This is a genomic window from Roseovarius sp. MS2 (assembly GCF_051447875.1).
Lineage (GTDB): Bacteria > Pseudomonadota > Alphaproteobacteria > Rhodobacterales > Rhodobacteraceae > Roseovarius > Roseovarius mucosus_A.
This window is the reverse complement of the sequence record NZ_JBKHVF010000001.1, coordinates 930,578-944,746: the sequence shown is the minus strand read 5'-3', so window position 1 is coordinate 944,746 and position 14,169 is coordinate 930,578. Positions and strand designations below refer to the sequence as shown.

Sequence of the window (14,169 nt, the reverse complement as noted above, 5' to 3'; positions counted from 1 at the left end):
GGGCTTAGTCCTGTTGCGGGGTGGCGTCGTGGCGATAGGCGGGGCGGCCGATGCTGTCATAGGCCGTAAAGCCTGCGCGTTTGGCATCCTTGACCGAGTAGATGTTGCGCAGGTCGGCCATGCGGGGGCTGGTCATCTTGCGCGCCAGACGCTTGAGGTCGAGGGCGCGGAATTCGTTCCACTCGGTGAGCAGGACCAAAAGATCGGCCTTGTTGGCGCATTTATAGGGGTCTTCTTGCCAGGACACGCCGGGCAAGAGCGCCTCGCCCTCGCGCTGGCCTTGCGGGTCGGTGACGCGGACGCGCGCACCGCCGCCGACAAGGGCGGGAATGATGGTGAGCGCGGGGGCATCGCGCATATCATCGGTATTGGGTTTGAAGGTGACGCCCAAGATGGCGATGGTCTTGCCGTTGAAAGAGCCGTCGCAAAGATCGAGCAGTTTGTCGATCATGCGGCGTTTCATTTCTTCGTTCACGGTGATGACTTTTTCGGTGATCTGCATGGGCAGGCCGTGATCCTGACCGATGCGGGCCAAGGCGCGGGTGTCCTTGGGAAAGCAGGAGCCGCCATAGCCGGGGCCTGCGTGCAGGAATTTGTTGCCGATGCGGCCATCAAGGCCGATGCCGTGGCTGACCTGTTTCACATCCGCGCCGGTGCGTTCGCACAGCGCCGCGATTTCGTTGATGAAGGTGATCTTGGTCGCGAGAAAGGCGTTGGCGGCGTATTTGATCATCTCGGCGGATTCGAGATCGGTGGTGACGATGGGAAAATCACGCAGGTAGAGGGGGCGGTAGATCGCGGCCATGACATCGGCGGCGCGGTCGGTCTGGACGCCGACGACGACGCGGTCGGGTTTCATGAAATCGTCGATGGCCGCCCCTTCGCGCAGGAATTCGGGGTTGGAGGCGACATCGAAATCAAGGTTCGGATTGGCCTTTTTGATCACCTTCTTGACCGCGCGGTTGGTGCCGACGGGGACGGTGGATTTGGTGACGATCACCACATACTCTGAGGCGGCGCGGGCGATTTCCTCGGCGGCGGCCATGACATAGGTGAGGTCGGCGTGGCCATCGCCGCGCCGGGTTGGGGTGCCCACGGCGATGAACACGGCCTCGGCCCCGGTGATGGCCTCGGCCAGGTCGGTGGTGAAGCGGAGGCGGCCTGCCTCGACGTTCTTGGACATGAGCGCGTCAAGCCCGGGCTCGAAGATCGGCACCTCGCCGCGCAGGAGCTTGGCGATCTTGTCGGGGTTTTTATCGACGCAGGTCACGTCATGGCCGAAATCGGAAAAACATACCCCCGAGACAAGGCCCACGTAGCCCGTTCCGATCATCGCAATTTTCATGTTACATGCCCTTTGACGCAAACCTCTGGATTAGACTGTATTGGGGGTCGACTCGGGTGTGTCAACGCGCTGTGGTGTCCTGTAGGGGAAAACAGGTAAGCCTGTGGCGTTGGGTGGATAAGGAGAGAGACGATGGCGGCAAAGCTGTTTGGGACGGACGGGGTTCGGGGGCAGGCAAATAGCTGGCCGATGACAGCGGATGTGGCGCTGCGTCTTGGGGCGGCGGCGGGGGGATATTTTCGCCGCGACAAGCAAGAGCACCGCGTGGTGATCGGCAAGGATACGCGGTTGTCGGGCTATATGATCGAATATGCGCTGACCGCCGGGTTTACCTCGACGGGTATGAACGTGTTTCTGCTGGGGCCGGTGCCGACGCCGGCGATTGGGTATCTGACCCATAGTTTGCGCGCCGATGTGGGGGTGATGATTTCGGCCAGTCACAACCCGGCCTCGGACAATGGGATCAAGCTGTTTGGGCCGGATGGTTACAAGCTGAGCGATGAGGCGGAGGCGGGGATTGCGCGGCTGCTGGACGAGGGCGCGCGGCTGGCGGCACCGGAGAAGATCGGCCGGGCCAAGCGGATCGAGGACGCGCGCGGGCGCTATGTGGAATATGCCAAGACCACCTTTCCGCATCGTCGGCGGCTGGAGGGGCTGCGGATCGTGCTCGATTGTGCCAATGGCGCGGCGTATCGCACGGCGCCGGAGGTGCTCTGGGAATTGGGGGCTGAGGTGATCCCGATGGGGGTAGAGCCGGACGGGTTCAACATCAACCTCGATTGTGGATCGACCAAGCCGCAGGCTGCTGCGCGCCGGGTGCTGGAGACGCGGGCCGATCTGGGGATTTGTCTGGATGGCGATGCCGATCGGGTGGTGTTGATCGACGAGCAGGGGCGGATCGCAGATGGGGATCAGTTCATGGGGCTGATTGCCACGCGCTGGGCACGTGAGGGGCGTCTGGCGGGCAATACTCTGGTGGCGACCGTGATGTCCAATCTGGGGCTGGAGCGGCATCTGGAGGCGCAGGGCATTGCGCTCAAGCGCACGGCGGTGGGGGATCGCTATGTGGTCGAAGAGATGCGCGCGGGCGGTCATAACCTTGGTGGAGAGCAGTCAGGCCATATTGTGATGACTGATTATGCCACCACCGGTGACGGTTTGATCGGCGCGTTGCAGTTTCTGGCGGCGATGGTCGAGACGGGCGAAAAGGCCAGCAGTCTGGCGCAGGTGTTCGAGCCGGTGCCGCAGAAGTTGATCAATGTGCGCTTTGCCAAGGGTAAGAACCCGATGGCGACCGATGCGGTGCAAAGCGCCGTGGCTGCGGCGGAGAAGCTGTTGGGGGGCGATGGGCGGCTCTTGGTGCGGCCCTCGGGGACCGAGCCGATGATCCGGGTGATGGCAGAGGCGCTTAATCCGGGGGTTCTGGATCAGGTGATGGACTCGGTGGTGGGTGCGGTGCGGCAGGAGAGCTGAGGGGTATCACGAGATGAGCTGCGTGGATTGCTGGGCCGGGGACTAGCGACGCAACATCTGTAACTGGCAATTTCTGCCAGCAAAATCCCTATGGCTTCGAAGTGTCGCGCAACGCCTCAGCATCGCTAGGCCGCGGGACGGCCCAGCGATCCGCGCGGCGGCGCGTGCCGCGCCTTGTTCCGCGCGGGGACATTCCGAGGGCTGAATAGAGTTAAAAACCTTTCCCCCCCAAATGCAAAACGGCCCCGCCGGATCGGTGGGGCCGCTTCGTGTCTGGCGCATTGCAACCGGCGCGAGGCCGGTTGCGGTTTGCTTAGCGGTCGCCCTTGAGGGCTGCGCCGAGGATGTCGCCGAGCGATGCACCCGAATCGGAGGAGCCATACTGTTCGACGGCTTCTTTTTCTTCGGCGATTTCGCGGGCCTTGATCGACAGACCCAGACGGCGGGTCTTGGCGTCGACATTGGTGACGCGCACGTCGAGCTTGTCGCCGACCGAGAAACGCTCGGGGCGCTGATCGGCACGGTCACGGCTGAGGTCGGAGCGGCGGATAAAGGACTTCATGCCCTCGTATTCCACTTCGATGCCACCATCCTCGATCGCGGTCACAGCAACGGTGATCACCGAGCCACGCTTGACGCCACCGACGGCCTCGGAGAACTTGTCGCCGCCCAGAGCCTTGATCGAGAGCGAGATACGCTCTTTCTCGATGTCGACTTCGGATACAACGGCATGAACCATGTCACCCTTTTTGTAGCTCTGGATGGCATCTTCGCCGCGCTCGTCCCAGCTGAGGTCCGAGAGGTGGACCATGCCGTCGATCTCGCCTTCGAGACCGATGAAGAGACCGAATTCGGTGATGTTCTTGACTTCACCCTCGACCTCGGTGCCCTCGGGGTGTGTTTCTGCAAACACTTCCCACGGGTTGCGCATGGTCTGCTTGAGACCGAGCGACACGCGGCGCTTGGCCCCGTCGATTTCCAGCACCATGACTTCGACTTCTTGCGAGGTCGACACGATCTTGCCGGGGTGGACGTTTTTCTTGGTCCAGGACATTTCCGAAACGTGCACCAGACCTTCGACGCCCGGCTCCAGCTCTACAAATGCGCCGTAATCGGTGATGTTGGTCACGCGGCCCGTATGGGTCGATTCCAGCGGGTATTTGGCGGCAACCAGATCCCACGGATCTTCTTGGAGCTGCTTCATGCCCAGCGAGATGCGGTGCGTGTCTTTGTTGATCTTGATGACCTGCACCTTGACAGTTTCGCCGATTGTCAGGATCTCGGAGGGGTGGTTGACGCGACGCCATGCCATGTCGGTGACATGCAAGAGGCCGTCCACACCGCCCAGATCGACGAAGGCGCCGTATTCGGTGATGTTCTTGACCACACCGTCAACGGTCTGGCCTTCGGTCAGGTTGCCGATCACCTCGGCGCGCTGTTCGGCGCGCGATTCTTCGAGGATGGCACGGCGCGACACGACGATATTGCCGCGGCGACGGTCCATCTTGAGGATCTGGAACGGCTGCTTGAGACCCATCAGCGGGCCAGCGTCACGCACGGGGCGGACATCGACCTGAGAGCCGGGCAGGAAGGCCACGGCACCGCCCAGATCGACGGTGAAGCCACCTTTGACGCGGCCAAAGATGGCCCCATCAACGCGCTCTTCGTCGGCATAGGCCTTTTCAAGACGGTCCCATGCCTCTTCGCGGCGGGCCATCTCGCGGCTGATCACGGCTTCGCCCTTGGCGTTCTCGGCGGACCGCAGGAACACTTCGACCTCATCGCCAACGGAGATGTTGGGGGTCTCGCCGGGATTTGCGAATTCTTTCAGATCAACGCGGCCTTCCATTTTGTAGCCGACGTCGATGATGGCTTGGCCCGCTTCGATTGCGATGACCTTGCCTTTGACAACAGACCCTTCCTCGGGTGTGTCCATTTCGAAGCTTTCGTTCAAGAGGGCTTCGAATTCCTCCATAGATGTATGTTGAGCCATGTGGTCTCTGGTTTCCTTTTAACGGTTTTCTGGCCGAGCGGTTGTCTCCGCCGGTCTTTCAGGGTTTCGTTGGTCGGGCGGGTCACAAAACAAAGAGGGCCGGTGGTTCCGACCCTGCTCGATCTCTTGTGTCCTGTGGCCTTATTCGCCTTTGGTGACAGGCGCGCGTATACAGGGGCTTGGCGGGATAATCAAGCCTGTCGGGGGCGGAGGCCGGAGCCGGTCTTTATCGGCAGGTTTCACGGCTGAGTTCGCCGTCAGGCATCACGGTGTTGCACAGGATCGCCCCGTCAAAGCGGGCGTTGGTGATGTCGGCGTCCTTGAGCCTGGCCCCGGACAGGTCTGCGCCGCGAAAGTCGGCGTCGCGCAGGGAGGCCCCAACAAAGGTTGCGGCCTTGAGCGAGGCATTGCGCAGGTTGATGCGGTCGGCGCGGGCCTCGTCCAACTGGGCAAGAAAGAGGTCGGTGGTGGAAAAATCGCTATCCTCGAGCGTGGCCCCGATGAGGTTGGCCCCGACGAAGGCCTGACCGGCAAAAGCCGCCTTTGTCAGATCGCAACCGGGGCAAGAGCCGGTATCGCTGAGTTCGGTCGAATCGCTGAAGGTGGGGGTTGCCAATGCCATGAGGCAGGCGGCCAAGGCGAGGGGGCGGGGCATCGCATAGGTCTCCGGGGTGTTCCAGTCACAGGGTGAAAGAACCGGGGGCGGGGTGCCCCCGGTGCTCATAGGTTACTGGAGAGTTTCGTTCTGGGCTTGAACGCGCTTGATGATGCGTTGGTTCAGCGCCTGATCCTGGCTCGCGGCCTGCGCGATTTCGAGATAGCTGTCCATGGTAATGCCGTCCGTTGTCTCGATCACGTCGGTGATCTCGGCATTGGCCTCTTTAATGATGGCGGTTTGCTGATCCTCGGTTTCGGCGCTCTGGAGGAGGGGGGTGTATTTCTCGCGCACGCTGGCCACTTCGATCAGGGCGCTGGTGAAGGCGTCAAGCTGGTCCCCGGAATACTCTGCGGCCTCTTGCGCCACCGCACTCTGGGCGGTGAACACGGTCATCGGGGCCGCAGCAAGCGCCAAGGCGAGGGCGGCGGTGGATGCGGTCAGTGTCTTGTGGAAGGACATGCTGCCTCCTTTCTGGTCTGGTTCAAGTGCAACAGGATGGGCCTGTTGCAGACAAACCTAAGGACCATGGCCGGGCATGCAACCGGATGGGCGGGATCTCGCCGGAAGGGGCATCACCCTTGGGCGGCGGTCACGATGGCGATGGCGCGGGCTGTGGCCTCTTCGATGGTCATTTCAGAGGTGTCGAGCAGCACCGCGTCTTCGGCGGGTTTGAGGGGGGCGGTGGCGCGGGCGCTGTCGCGGGCGTCGCGGTCGCGCAGGTCTTGGGCCACCTCTTCGAGGGTCACGTCATGGCCCTTGCCGGTCAGTTCAACGTGGCGGCGGCGGGCGCGCTCGGCATCGGCGGCGGTGACGTAGAGTTTGACCTCGGCCTCGGGGCAGATGACGGTGCCGATGTCGCGCCCGTCAAGCACGGCCCCGCCTGCGCGCCGGGCAAAGGCGCGTTGGAAGTCGAGCAGCGCTTGGCGCACCTCGGGGATGGCGGCCACGCGGCTCGCGGCCTGGCTGACATCCGGGGTGCGCAGATCATCGGCGTCGAGATCCTCGGCGCGCAGGGATTGGGCGGCCTCGACCGGATCGAGCCCGGTGAGCATCCGCCGCCCGGTGGCGCGGTAGAGCAGCCCGGTGTCCAGATGAGCAAAGCCGAAATGCGCGGCCAAAGCGCGGCCAATGGTGCCTTTGCCCGCCGCTGCGGGGCCGTCGATTGCGATGGTGAATGCCATGGGCTGCCCTTTCGTGATCGGACCCTCTGACTAGCCGATTGGGGCGCGGGCCTCAAGCATCGCTTGACGTACGCGCAGGGCCAAGGCATCACGCCTCTATGATGATATACAAGATATTGCGTGGGCCGGAATGGGCCCAACTGCGGGCGGCGGGCGAGAGTGCTGGCGCGCCGATTGATCTGGCCGATGGCTATGTGCATTTTTCCACCGCTGAACAGGCGGCGGAAACGGCGGCCAAGCATTTTGCCGGGGCCGAGGGCCTGATGCTGGTGGCGGTTGCCGTGGACCGGCTGGGCGAGGCGCTGAAATGGGAGGTGTCGCGCGGTGGCGCGCTATTCCCGCATCTCTACCGCGAGATGCGCCTGTCGGATGTGGCATGGGCACAGCCTTTGCCGCTGGTGGATGGCGTGCATCAGTTTCCGGCAGGTCTGGAATGAGCGGGATGGAGCGTCTTGGCCTCAGCCTTTTGCACCGGGTTGATCCGGAGCGGGCGCATGGTCTGGCGCTCCGGGCGTTGCAACTTGGATTGGTGCCCGCACCGGGGGCCTATACGAGCGCGCGGCTGCGGACCAATCTGGCGGGGCTGCGCCTGCCCAATCCGGTGGGATTGGCGGCGGGGTTTGACAAGAACGCCGAGGCGCTGGGGCCGCTTGCCCGTGCCGGATTTGGATTTATCGAGGTGGGGGCGGTGACGCCGCGCGCACAGCCGGGCAACCCGCGCCCGCGCCTCTTCAGGCTGAGTGAAGACCGGGCGGTGATCAACCGATTCGGGTTCAACAATGCAGGCATGGAGGCGGCGGCAGCGCGGTTGGCGGCGCGGCCACGCGACGCGGTGATCGGTCTTAACCTTGGGGCCAACAAGGACAGCGCCGACCGGGCCGAGGATTTCGCCCGCGTGCTGGCGCATTGCGGGGCGCATCTGGATTTCGCAACGGTCAATGTCAGCAGCCCCAACACCGAGAAGCTGCGCGAGTTGCAGGGGGCGGAGGCGCTGATGGGTCTCTTGAAAGGGGTCATGGAGGCGCGCGATTGGTTGCCGCAGCCGATCCCCATTTTCCTCAAGATTGCGCCGGATCTGAGCGATGCGGAATTGAGCGAGATTGCCGATGTGGCGCGGGCCTCGGGCCTGAATGGCATCATTGCCACCAATACGACGCTGGGCCGTGAGGGGCTGATGAGTGCCGCGAAGAGTGAGGTGGGGGGGCTGTCGGGGCAGCCTTTGTTCGAGAAATCAACGCGGGTATTGGCGCGGCTGTCGCAACTGACGGGCGGGGAAATGCCGCTGATTGGTGTGGGGGGGATTGCCAGCGCAGAGCAGGCCTATGCCAAGATCCGCGCCGGGGCGAGTGCCGTGCAGCTTTATTCGGCGCTGGTCTATCAGGGGATGTCTTTGGTCGCAGAGATTGCCCGGGGTCTGGAGCGGTTGTTGCAGCGGGATGGGTTTGGCAGCGTGGCAGAGGCCGTGGGCACCGGGCGGGACGAATGGCTGTGATCACCTATTGGCACAATCCGCGCTGTTCCAAATCGCGCGCTGGTTTGGCGCTGTTGGAGGAGCATGGGGCAGAGGTGGTTGTGCGGCGCTATCTGGAGGATGCGCCGGCTGTGGCAGAGTTGCGGGCTGTTTTGGTGCTGTTGGGCTGTGCGCCTATCGAGATGATGCGCCCCTGTGAGCCGCAGTTCAAGGCGCTGGGATTGGGGCGCGAGAGTGCGGCGGAGGATCTGCTGGCGGCGATGGCGGCGCATCCGATCCTCATTGAGCGTCCGATTGCGATCGGGGCCGCGCGCGCGGTGATCGGGCGGCCACCGGAGGCGGTGCTGGAGGTTTTGTGAGGGGGGCATTGCTTGCCGCCCGCGCGGAACAAGGCGCGGTACGCGCCGCCGCGCGGATCGCTGGGCCGTCCCGCGGCCTAGCGATTTTGACATGGCGCGCAACACTGAGGGATCATGCGGATTTGGCTGGCATAAAGCGGCAGTTTCCGCCGTGTCATCGCTAGTCCCCGGCCCAGCGATCCGCGCGGAAACAAGCTACCCCTTCAACAATTCGGGATATTGACCGCGAGACCACCGAGCGAGGTTTCCTTGTATTTCTCGCTCATGTCGAGGCCGGTCTGGCGCATGGTCTCGATACAGGCGTCGAGCGGCACGAGGTGGGTGCCATCGCCGCGCAGGGCGAGGGAGGCGGCAGAGACCGCCTTGATCGCGCCCAAGCCATTGCGCTCGATGCAGGGCACCTGCACGAGGCCGCGCACCGGGTCGCAGGTCATGCCAAGGTGGTGTTCCAGCGCGATTTCGGCGGCGTTCTCGATCTGGGCGGGGGTGCCGCCCAAGACGGCGGCAAGGCCAGCCGCGCCCATGGCGGCGGCGCTGCCTACCTCGGCCTGACAGCCTGCCTCGGCGCCCGAGATGGAGGCGTTGTATTTCACCAGACCACCGATGGCGGCGGCTGTGAGCAGAAATTCTTCGATCTGGGTCTCATGCGCGCCCGGCACATGCTCGAGCCAGTATTTGATCACCGCAGGCACCACGCCAGCGGCACCATTGGTGGGCGCGGTTACAACCTGCCCGCCAGCGGCGTTTTCCTCGTTCACCGCCATGGCATAGGCGCTCATCCAGTCGTTGATCTTGTGCGGGGCGGTGAGGTTGGTGCCACGCTCGGCCACCAGCGCGTCGCGGATGCCCTTGGCGCGGCGCTTGACCTTGAGGCCGCCGGGCAGGATGCCTTCAGCGTTGAGGCCGCGTTCGATGCAGTCGTTCATCACCTGCCAGATGCGGGCCACGCCAGAGCGCAGGTTTTCCGGGCCGCCACGGGCGATTTCGTTGGCGCGCTTCATCTGGGCGATGCTTTTGCCCGAGCGCTCGGCCATTTCCAGCATCTCGGCGGCGGATTTGAACGGGTAGGGGATGGGCGTGCCGTCGTCGGTGGCCTTGCCTGCGGCCAATTCCGCGTCGGTCAGCACAAAGCCGCCGCCGATGGAATAATAGGTTTCCTGCAGGATCACGTCGCCTTGGGCGTCTGTTGCCATCAGGATCATGCCATTGGCATGGCCGGGCAGGTTGGGGCCGAAATCGAAGACCAGATCTTCTTTGGGATGGAATTTGAGCGTGGGCAGGCCGGGCGGGGTGACGCTATGGCTGTCGCGGATATGCTCTAGCGTCGCCTCGGCCTTGTCATTGTCATAGGTGTCGGGAAGAAAGCCTGCGAGGCCAAGGATGGTGGCGCGGTCGGTGGCGTGGCCCACGCCGGTAAAGGCAAGGCTGCCATGCAGCGAGCCGCGCAATCCGGCATAATGGAAGGGGGAGGCGCGCATTTTGTCCAAAAAGCGCGCGGCGGCGACCATCGGCCCCATGGTATGCGAGGAGGAAGGGCCGATGCCCACCTTGAACATATCGAAGACGGATAGAAACATGTGGCGCGCTCCCTGATCGCGGGTCTTATCGCTGCTTAACCCTTGATCTACTTGTCCGAAAGCGACGCTTCAAGGGTGGCTCCTTGCCATGTGATCGGATCAGGTGGCGCTGCCCTCGGGCGGATTGCAATACTGGGGGGCTGTGAAGGGGTGGGGGCCCAGCCCTTCGGCGGTGGCCACGCGGCTTGTGGCGGGGCGGGTTTCAAGATGCGTCAAGAGCGCGTGCAGACGTGGCCAAGCGCCTGCGTCATAGCTGCCGCGCGTGCCCTCGGGATAGAGCGCGCGCCAACGCATCAGGCAGGCGAGATAGTAATCCAGCACCGAGGGGGTTTCGGGGGAGAACCAAGGGGCAGCGCGGGTTTCCAGAATATCCAGATGATCGGCAAAGCGCGCCTGCATCGTGGCGCGCAAAAGGCCCTGTGCGGCGGGATCTGACCCCACGTATTTCTCGGGATAAAAGCTTATGCGCAGGGCGGTATGGGCGGTATTCGCAAGGAAGAACAGCCATTTGAGAAAATCGCCACGGTCGGGCGATTGCGGCGCAGGCGCAAGCCGGGCGTGCCGGTCTGCAAGCCAGAGCAGGATCGCGCCGGTTTCGAAAATAGGCCCTTCGGGTGTTTCCAGCGTGGGGATCAGCCCGCCGGGGTTGAGCGCCAGATACGCGGGGGCGGCATGGGCCTGTTTGGAGCGTTCGAGCAAGACTGTGTCATAGGGTATGCCCAATTCCTCGAGCGTGAGGCGGATGATCACCGAGGCGTTGTCGGGGGCGTAATGCAGGCGATAGGGCGTGGTCATCCTGTCCTCTTGGGCGGGGAATTTGAGTATTTAGAGAACGATGAAAGGCGGGCTCAGTCCTTGGGGTCGACGTTTTCGGCGAAGGATTTGGTGAAGGCGGTTTTTTGCTCGGCGCTGGCCTCGGTCTGGTTCTGCGCTTTCCAGTCGTCATAGGGCATGCCGTAGAAGAGTTCGCGGGCGGCGTCTTTGGACATCTCGATGCCGCGATCATTGGCGGCCTCTTGCATCCAGCGGCTGAGGCAGTTGCGGCAAAACCCGGCAAGATTCATCATGTCGATGTTCTGCACATCCGCGCGTTTTTCCATCAGATGCGCACGCAGGGTGCGAAAGGCGGCGGCCTCGAGTTCAATGCGGGTCTGGTCGTCCATGATCATTCTCCTTGTTGGTGGGGTCAAAGGCCGGTTTGGGCGGCGACCTCTTGCAGGATGGGGGCGAGGCGAAGCGCCCAAGCGGTCTGTTGCGCGGGGGTTTCGATCAGGTCGTTGCGCAGTTCAATGAGGACATTGGGCCGCTCATAGGCGATGGCGTGGCGGGCGATGGCATCGCCGGGCAGGTGGCCGGTGTAGGGCTCGTTATCGCCGACGCACAGGTCGGGCTCTTGGGCGAGGCGGGCGATGAGCGGCTTGGCCAAGCGTTGGTCGGCGGCGTAGAGCAGGCCGATATGCCAAGGGCGCGGTGGGCGTCCGCGCAGTTGCGGCGTAAAGCTGTGGACCGAGACAAGGACGGTATCGGCGCGGCGTGCCGCGAGTTCGGCCAAGGCGGTGTGATAGGGGCGATAGAGCCGGTTGAGGCGGCGGTCGATATCCTCGGGTTTCGCGTGGCGATTGCCGGGAATGATCGTGCCGTCATACAGGCGCATCACGAGGGTCGGGTCATCCTCGCCCCGGTTGGGGTCGATCACGAGGCGCGAGAAATTGCTGAGGATGGCGGGGCCACCCAAGGCCTCGGCAAGCGCGCGCGTCACACCGGCGGCCCCCACATCATAGGCGATATGGCGGGCCATATCCTGAGGGGCTACGCCAAGACAGCCGCCGTTGACGAATTCCGGTACGCAATTGCTGGCGTGATCGCAGGTCACGAGCCAGCGTTCGGGGCGGTCCTGGCCGACAATCTGAAAGGGGTGATACATCATTGGCTTGGTTTTTCCTGTCATCGTCCTTTAGAACAGTTGCGGGATAATGTGAATTGCGCGATAAGGCGCAAAAGGGGGATGTTAGCGTTAACATAACCCGTGATGTCAAAGATGAAGGACGCATGAGATGAGACGCAACCGCAATGTGAAGATCGTGGCCACGCTGGGCCCGGCTTCGTCCGATTATGATACGATCCGGGCGTTGCACGAGGCGGGGGCGGATGTGTTTCGCCTCAATATGAGCCATGGCACGCAGGCCGATATTGCCGAGCGGCACCGGATCATCCGGCAGGTCGAAGAGGATCTGGACAGCCCGATTGCGATCCTGGGCGATTTGCAGGGGCCGAAACTGCGGGTTGGGGTGTTTGCCAAGGGCGAAGAGGATCTGGTTGCCGGGGCGGCGTTCCGGCTTGACCTGGACGAAGCAGAGGGGGATGCGACCCGTGTCTGCCTGCCGCACCCCGAGATTTTCGCGGCGCTGGAACCGGGGGCGAACCTGCTGGTGAATGATGGCAAGATCCGCCTGCGCGTGACCGCGTGCGGACCCGAGTTTGCCGATTGCGAGGTGATTGCCGGGGGCACGATTTCGAATCGTAAGGGCGTGAATGTGCCGGATGTGGTGCTGCCCTTGGCGGCACTGTCGGAAAAGGATCTGTCGGATCTGGAATTCATCTGCGAGTTGGGCGTGGACTGGCTGGCGCTGAGTTTCGTGCAGCGCCCCGAAGATGTGACCGAGGCGCGTGAATTGGTCCGCGGCCGGGCCGCGATCATGTCAAAAATCGAAAAGCCGGCAGGGGTGAAGCGGTTTGACGAAATCCTCGCGGTCAGCGACGGGATCATGGTGGCGCGGGGCGATCTGGGCGTGGAATTGCCGGTGCAGAACGTGCCGCCGATCCAGAAACGGTTGATCCGGCGCTGCCGGGCTGCGGCCAAGCCGGTGATCGTGGCGACGCAGATGCTCGAGTCGATGATCGACAGCCCGATGCCGACGCGCGCCGAAGTGTCGGACGTGGCCACGGCGATTTACGAAGGATCGGATGCGATCATGCTTTCGGCGGAATCGGCGGCGGGGCATTACCCTGTCGAGGCGGTGCGCACGATGGACAATGTGGCGATCGAGGTTGAGAGCGATCCGACCTATCGCGAGGTGATCGAGGCCAGTCGGCGTGTGAACCGGCAGAGTGTGGCGGACGGGATCGTTGCCGCCGCGCGCGAGATTGCCGAGACCGCCGATATCAAGGTGATTTGTTGCTATACCGAATCCGGGACCACCGCGCTCTTGACTGCGCGCGAGCGTCCGCGTGTGCCGATTCTGGCGCTGACCAGCCTTTTGGGCACGGCGCGGCGGCTGGCGCTGACCTGGGGTGTGACCTGCGTCATGACCGGCGAATTGACGCGATTCAAGATGGCGGTGATCAATGCCGCGCGGGCGGCGCGGGCGCATGGCTATGCGACCGAGAGCGATCAGATCGTGGTCACGGCGGGCGTGCCCTTTAACATACCGGGCACGACCAATATCCTGCGCGTCGCCCCCTGTCAGGAAAGTTTGATTTACGCGACCGATCCGGGTTAAACTTGGGCTGTTGAGTTCAAGGTATTTCCCGGAGGTATGTGATGGACCCTGATCTGGCGATGGCCATTGGCATGGTGTTGGGGGTGTTTTCCATACCTTCGATCATTTCCGCCTTTTCCGAGGGACATCCGCCGCGTGTGGCGACGTTTACGCTTATGGCATCGGGGGGGCTGATGGTCTGGGCGATCAGCACCAAGCCGGGTGGCTACAGCTTTGGTGATCTGCCCGAAGTGTTGGTGCGGGTGATTGCGCGCTACGTGAGTTGAGGCGCGCAAACTCTACCCGCCAAACCCTCTTGAACAATCGAGCGGTGCCGCGTATACGGCGCGCTCATCCCGCAGGACCGGCCAGATGTGGCATGCCGAGTTGTGCGGTTCTACCGACCTAATAGAGGAGCCGGAAATGCCCAAGATGAAGACCAAGTCGAGCTGCAAAAAGCGGTTCAAAGTGACGGCCTCGGGCCGCGTGGTGGCCGCACAGGCCGGCAAGCGCCATGGCATGATCAAACGCAGCAATAAATTCCTTCGTAACGCTCGCGGTACGACCACGTTGTCAAAGGCTGATGAAGGTATCATCAAGCCAATGATGCCCTACGCGCGCTAAGGAGGATTT

Annotated in this window: 16 protein-coding genes; 7 read left to right on the top strand and 9 right to left on the bottom strand. The window is 63.1% G+C overall.

What is annotated here, in order from left to right; all coding sequences use genetic code 11:
• Positions 1-4: 4 nt before the first annotated feature.
• A complete protein-coding gene (locus tag ACLGGT_RS04715) occupies positions 5-1,345 on the bottom strand; it encodes a UDP-glucose dehydrogenase family protein (protein ID WP_437195154.1) in 1,341 nt (446 codons plus the stop codon).
• A 132-nt stretch (positions 1,346-1,477) separates the two neighbouring features.
• On the opposite strand from ACLGGT_RS04715, the gene glmM reads away from it, so the two are divergent.
• The gene (gene glmM, locus ACLGGT_RS04710) at positions 1,478-2,818 is read left to right on the top strand and encodes a phosphoglucosamine mutase (RefSeq protein ID WP_037296805.1); all 1,341 of its coding nucleotides are present in this window, start codon (positions 1,478-1,480) and stop codon (positions 2,816-2,818) included.
• A 313-nt stretch (positions 2,819-3,131) separates the two neighbouring features.
• Here glmM and rpsA read toward each other — a convergent pair whose 3' ends face one another.
• From rpsA to ACLGGT_RS04690, 4 genes are all read right to left on the bottom strand, one after another.
• On the bottom strand, positions 3,132-4,811 hold the full coding sequence (rpsA, locus tag ACLGGT_RS04705) for a 30S ribosomal protein S1 (protein WP_081507470.1): 1,680 nt from the start codon (positions 4,809-4,811) through the stop codon (positions 3,132-3,134).
• A 226-nt stretch (positions 4,812-5,037) separates the two neighbouring features.
• Positions 5,038-5,466, bottom strand: coding sequence for a pentapeptide repeat-containing protein (locus ACLGGT_RS04700; protein WP_375554709.1), 429 nt, complete (start codon positions 5,464-5,466; stop codon positions 5,038-5,040).
• Between the two features lie 72 nt (positions 5,467-5,538).
• Positions 5,539-5,928, bottom strand: coding sequence for a DUF4168 domain-containing protein (locus tag ACLGGT_RS04695; RefSeq protein ID WP_008279533.1), 390 nt, complete (start codon positions 5,926-5,928; stop codon positions 5,539-5,541).
• Between the two features lie 113 nt (positions 5,929-6,041).
• On the bottom strand, positions 6,042-6,650 hold the full coding sequence (locus tag ACLGGT_RS04690; RefSeq protein ID WP_008279532.1) for a (d)CMP kinase: 609 nt from the start codon (positions 6,648-6,650) through the stop codon (positions 6,042-6,044).
• Positions 6,651-6,748: 98 nt separating this feature from the next.
• Here ACLGGT_RS04690 and ACLGGT_RS04685 point away from each other — a divergent pair, with 98 nt between their 5' ends.
• From ACLGGT_RS04685 to arsC, 3 genes are read left to right on the top strand one after another with little or no spacing between them, the layout of a single operon-like run.
• Positions 6,749-7,087 carry a DUF952 domain-containing protein gene (locus ACLGGT_RS04685; protein ID WP_437195153.1) on the top strand — a complete coding sequence of 113 codons (339 nt, stop codon included), beginning with the start codon at positions 6,749-6,751 and terminating at the stop codon, positions 7,085-7,087.
• Complete coding sequence (locus tag ACLGGT_RS04680) at positions 7,084-8,142, top strand: quinone-dependent dihydroorotate dehydrogenase (RefSeq protein ID WP_437195152.1); 1,059 nt, start codon at positions 7,084-7,086, stop codon at positions 8,140-8,142. Before ACLGGT_RS04685 ends, ACLGGT_RS04680 begins: the two co-directional genes overlap by 4 nt.
• Positions 8,133-8,480 carry an arsenate reductase (glutaredoxin) gene (arsC, locus tag ACLGGT_RS04675; RefSeq protein ID WP_199861225.1) on the top strand — a complete coding sequence of 116 codons (348 nt, stop codon included), beginning with the start codon at positions 8,133-8,135 and terminating at the stop codon, positions 8,478-8,480. Before ACLGGT_RS04680 ends, arsC begins: the two co-directional genes overlap by 10 nt.
• Positions 8,481-8,683: 203 nt before the next feature.
• On the opposite strand, the gene ACLGGT_RS04670 is transcribed toward arsC, so the two are convergent.
• From ACLGGT_RS04670 to ACLGGT_RS04655, 4 genes are all read right to left on the bottom strand, one after another.
• Entirely contained in the window at positions 8,684-10,057 is a 1,374-nt protein-coding gene (locus ACLGGT_RS04670) for an L-serine ammonia-lyase (RefSeq protein ID WP_037296801.1), read from the bottom strand.
• Between the two features lie 99 nt (positions 10,058-10,156).
• A complete protein-coding gene (locus tag ACLGGT_RS04665; protein ID WP_437195151.1) occupies positions 10,157-10,852 on the bottom strand; it encodes a glutathione S-transferase family protein in 696 nt (231 codons plus the stop codon).
• A 53-nt stretch (positions 10,853-10,905) separates the two neighbouring features.
• Positions 10,906-11,220, bottom strand: coding sequence for a DUF1244 domain-containing protein (locus tag ACLGGT_RS04660; RefSeq protein WP_037296793.1), 315 nt, complete (start codon positions 11,218-11,220; stop codon positions 10,906-10,908).
• 23 nt (positions 11,221-11,243) lie between these two features.
• The gene (locus tag ACLGGT_RS04655) at positions 11,244-12,005 is read right to left on the bottom strand and encodes an N-formylglutamate amidohydrolase (protein WP_437195150.1); all 762 of its coding nucleotides are present in this window, start codon (positions 12,003-12,005) and stop codon (positions 11,244-11,246) included.
• Positions 12,006-12,111: 106 nt separating this feature from the next.
• Here ACLGGT_RS04655 and pyk point away from each other — a divergent pair, with 106 nt between their 5' ends.
• The 3 genes from pyk (at position 12,112) to rpmI (ending at position 14,160) form a co-directional block, all read left to right on the top strand.
• The gene (gene pyk / locus ACLGGT_RS04650; protein ID WP_081507474.1) at positions 12,112-13,557 is read left to right on the top strand and encodes a pyruvate kinase; all 1,446 of its coding nucleotides are present in this window, start codon (positions 12,112-12,114) and stop codon (positions 13,555-13,557) included.
• A gap of 41 nt (positions 13,558-13,598) precedes the next feature.
• Entirely contained in the window at positions 13,599-13,823 is a 225-nt protein-coding gene (locus tag ACLGGT_RS04645) for a hypothetical protein (RefSeq protein ID WP_008279523.1), read from the top strand.
• A gap of 136 nt (positions 13,824-13,959) precedes the next feature.
• Positions 13,960-14,160 carry a 50S ribosomal protein L35 gene (rpmI, locus tag ACLGGT_RS04640; protein WP_008279522.1) on the top strand — a complete coding sequence of 67 codons (201 nt, stop codon included), beginning with the start codon at positions 13,960-13,962 and terminating at the stop codon, positions 14,158-14,160.
• The last annotated feature ends 9 nt before the right edge of the window (positions 14,161-14,169 follow it).

Bases quoted from the DNA above. Each gene is read 5' to 3' on its own strand.
- rpmI (WP_008279522.1), top strand. From the start codon at position 13,960: ATGCCCAAGATGAAGACCAAGTCGAGCTGCAAAAAGCGGTTCAAAGTG.
- ACLGGT_RS04670 (WP_037296801.1), bottom strand. From the start codon at position 10,057: ATGTTTCTATCCGTCTTCGATATGTTCAAGGTGGGCATCGGCCCTTCC.
- ACLGGT_RS04690 (WP_008279532.1), bottom strand. From the start codon at position 6,650: ATGGCATTCACCATCGCAATCGACGGCCCCGCAGCGGCGGGCAAAGGC.
- ACLGGT_RS04700 (WP_375554709.1), bottom strand. From the start codon at position 5,466: ATGCCCCGCCCCCTCGCCTTGGCCGCCTGCCTCATGGCATTGGCAACC.
- ACLGGT_RS04660 (WP_037296793.1), bottom strand. From the start codon at position 11,220: ATGGACGACCAGACCCGCATTGAACTCGAGGCCGCCGCCTTTCGCACC.
- ACLGGT_RS04685 (WP_437195153.1), top strand. From the start codon at position 6,749: ATGATGATATACAAGATATTGCGTGGGCCGGAATGGGCCCAACTGCGG.
- ACLGGT_RS04695 (WP_008279533.1), bottom strand. From the start codon at position 5,928: ATGTCCTTCCACAAGACACTGACCGCATCCACCGCCGCCCTCGCCTTG.
- ACLGGT_RS04715 (WP_437195154.1), bottom strand. From the start codon at position 1,345: ATGAAAATTGCGATGATCGGAACGGGCTACGTGGGCCTTGTCTCGGGG.
- glmM (WP_037296805.1), top strand. From the start codon at position 1,478: ATGGCGGCAAAGCTGTTTGGGACGGACGGGGTTCGGGGGCAGGCAAAT.
- arsC (WP_199861225.1), top strand. From the start codon at position 8,133: ATGGCTGTGATCACCTATTGGCACAATCCGCGCTGTTCCAAATCGCGC.
- ACLGGT_RS04680 (WP_437195152.1), top strand. From the start codon at position 7,084: ATGAGCGGGATGGAGCGTCTTGGCCTCAGCCTTTTGCACCGGGTTGAT.
- ACLGGT_RS04655 (WP_437195150.1), bottom strand. From the start codon at position 12,005: ATGACAGGAAAAACCAAGCCAATGATGTATCACCCCTTTCAGATTGTC.
- ACLGGT_RS04665 (WP_437195151.1), bottom strand. From the start codon at position 10,852: ATGACCACGCCCTATCGCCTGCATTACGCCCCCGACAACGCCTCGGTG.
- rpsA (WP_081507470.1), bottom strand. From the start codon at position 4,811: ATGGCTCAACATACATCTATGGAGGAATTCGAAGCCCTCTTGAACGAA.
- ACLGGT_RS04645 (WP_008279523.1), top strand. From the start codon at position 13,599: ATGGACCCTGATCTGGCGATGGCCATTGGCATGGTGTTGGGGGTGTTT.
- pyk (WP_081507474.1), top strand. From the start codon at position 12,112: ATGAGACGCAACCGCAATGTGAAGATCGTGGCCACGCTGGGCCCGGCT.